1 protein-coding gene is annotated in these 3,065 nt (G+C 57.6%); it reads right to left on the bottom strand.

From position 1 onward, the window contains the following. Nucleotides 1-71: 71 nt before the first annotated feature. On the bottom strand, nucleotides 72-3,029 hold the full coding sequence (locus DV027_RS17105) for a Tn3 family transposase (protein WP_130732975.1): 2,958 nt from the start codon (nucleotides 3,027-3,029) through the stop codon (nucleotides 72-74). Nucleotides 3,030-3,065: the final 36 nt, after the last annotated feature.

Genomic DNA, 3,065 nt, shown 5'->3' with positions numbered 1-3,065 from the left:
GGGATCACGACACGAAAGTGTATTTTACGTACGCTTGGAGTGAACACCTGTAGAACTGGCCACATTGAGGTTCACGCAACAAGTAGGGATGCAGGTACCCGAAGCGGTCGTAACGCGCCAGCTTCGGGCTGCTCATCTACATTCCAGCGATAGTCGCCTGTCAGAGAAATATGCTCCCAGCCGAGGGGTGCGATATGCTGGGCCAGGTCATCTGAAATACCGAGCGTCGTGATGGCAGACTGAAGATAGCGCGTATTCCATAGGATGACCGCTGCCACCAGCAGGTTCAGACCTGACGCCCGATAGGCCTGATTTTCAAAACGCCGATCCCGCAGTTCGCCAAGCTGATTGAAGAAGAGCGCCCGAGCCAGCGCATTCCGGGCTTCTCCCTTATTGAGTCCAGCCTGGGTTCGTCTGCGCAAATCCAGATCCTGTATCCAGTCGAGCATAAAAATTGATCGTTCGATCCGGCCGACTTCGCGCAAAGCCACAGCCAGACCATTCTGACGGGGGTAAGATCCGAGTTTGCGCAGCATGGTCGAAGCGGTCACGGTTCCACTCCGAATAGATGTGACGAGACGCAGCAAGTCGTCCCAGTGTTCCACAATATGGTTGGTATTGATCAGGTCACCGGCCATCCCACCCAGAAGTTCGCCCGGGTGTTGTCCCGGAAAAAGGTGAAGTTTCCGCTCTTTCAGATCCCGTATCCTGGGCGCAAATCGATAACCAAAGAAGGGCATCAGCCCGAAAACATGATCCGATGCCCCACCCGTATCTGTATAATGCTCTTCAATGGAAAGTCCGTTAGCATGATAAAGCAGTCCATCCAGAACATAGGGCGCTTCACCGGCCGTCGCAGCAATCACCCGGGTCGAAAACGGATCATACTGATCGGAGATGTGGGTGTAGAAACTGACGCCCGGTTCACTGCCATTGCGCGCATTGATATCGCTGATCGCAGCGCCTCTGCCACCTGCATGAAACAATTGACCATCACTTGAGGACGATGTGCCGTCTCCCCAGAGTGACGCCAGGGGCAGCCCACGATGGGCTGCAACCATACGGCCAAGGGCTTCGGCGTATCCGGCCTCGCTGATATGCCAGTCATGCAGATGCGCCAACTGGCGCAGGGTGGCACCCTGACAGGTGTCGGCCATGCGTGTCAGACCAAGATTAATCCCATCCGCCAGGATCACCGTCAGCAGGGCGTTTTTGTCATCCGCGACACGGCTGGAACGGCGATGGGTAAAGCAGTCGGTGAAGCTGATCCAGCGGTCCACTTCCAGCAGAAGATCAGTAATCTTGATCCGTGGCAGCCGGTCGTAAGCCGCCCGCCTCAACTCTTCCACAGCAGGGGGTGTAATTGCTTTCAGAGGCGAAATCACAAGACCATCTGCATCAAGCCGGACCTGTGACAACTCGCCCTTCCTGACAAGAGCCGTCACCCGGTTCAGCGCGGTTTCCAGCACTGCACGCCGTTGAGAAAGGAACGTGTCAGCCGTAGCATTGATCGCCAGAGGCAACGGTCCTTGCGCGCGCATCGCTGCAAACGTGGCTTCCGGAAGAAGGTAGGTGTCGAATGCGCGGTATTGGCGACTTTCCGTTACCCAGATGTCTCCGGCACGCAGACGCTCGCGCAGCTGGGTCAGAACACAGAGTTCGTAAGCCTGTCGTATGACTGTTCCCTCTGGCCTGACAAAGCTGTGCCAGGAAGGCGGAATGAAACGGATCGGACAGGAGTCAGGCAAGCGGCGTTTACCGGTCCGATAGAGGTCTCCAATGATCTGCACCGCCTTCAGTAATCCCTGTACCGTGCGACCACCCTGAAACTGGAACGCGTTCAGGAATGGACCAATGGCAGGACGAAGAGAGCGATGCCGGTTGATCAGTTCGGCCGTGCGATCAATGGTCTCTGGAGCTGTCAGGGTTTCAGCCCTGCCGATGGCGTCCTGGAGGCGGGGCCAGTCAATTCCCGTAATGGCAGACAGTGAATCAACACCCTGATCACGCGCCTCAATCAGATGACGGCAGGAGGTTGTCAGCAGACGAAGCTGGGCCTGCAACGATCGCATGGTGACAATCGCTTTGTCACGGATCCGGTGCTCGGCACGGCGCATCATGCTTCCGAGGAGTTTGTCCATCATTGTGAGGGTCGCGTCGGTTAGAACCTCCTCAAGTCGGACCCCGGCTGCCACCAGAATGGCGTAACGACGGGATGACCGAAGCTCGGCCAGATGCTGGGGCGTAATCCGGGCAGCTTCTTCGCTCAAACGGTCAAAGGCCACACGCGGTATGGTCGTGGCGCGAGCACTGTCGAGGTTCAGGGATCGTACATACTCCAGGCGTTCCAGCAATCGCAGGATATTGCGCGCGGCTGGTGACAGGGGCGGGTTACGCAGCCACGAGAGCGAGGAGGCACTGCGATCGCCACGACGCTCCAGCATTTTGTCCAAACGACAACGGGTTTCCGGCGGCAGATCCCCTGCAAGGACGTCATGGACAAGGTGATCGGCCTGCTGGCGAGCACGGCGCACCAAGGCTTCAATGACAGTGACCGACGGCAGGAGAATGCTTCGGCGACGCATCTCGTCAATCAGGATCGCAGCCATGCGGGATGGCTGGGTCACATGATGTGCAATTGGCATCGCGAAACCGGTCATGTCATGAAATGCCGACCGATCGAAGGTTCGGTAGCCATAACGCTTCATCAGGTGGGCCAGATGGGATCGACGGGTTTCGTCACGACGTCCGTAATGGGACCAGAGCCCAGGGGACAGGTCGAGCTGCCGCGCAACAAATGACAGAATGGGAGCCGGTGGTGTTTCACCAGATTCCAGCACCCGTCCCGGCCAGCGCATGTAGAGCATGACCATCGCAAAACCCAATCGGGAGGTTTCTCCGCGGCGGGTTGCGATCAGATCGAAGTCATCCTGGCTGAGTGTAAAATGTCTCGTGATCTCGCGATCATCGACAGAAGGCTCGTAATGTCGGGCGAGAGCTTCACGGGTCAGAAGACGGCGCCGCGCCATGATCGGATGTCTCCTTCATGTGTCCGGAAGGGGATC

The organism is Komagataeibacter xylinus, from assembly GCF_004302915.1.
Taxonomy (GTDB): Bacteria; Pseudomonadota; Alphaproteobacteria; order Acetobacterales; family Acetobacteraceae; genus Komagataeibacter; species Komagataeibacter xylinus_C.
The sequence above is the reverse complement of the archived record's forward strand: the minus strand, read 5'-3'. Positions and strand labels throughout refer to the sequence as shown.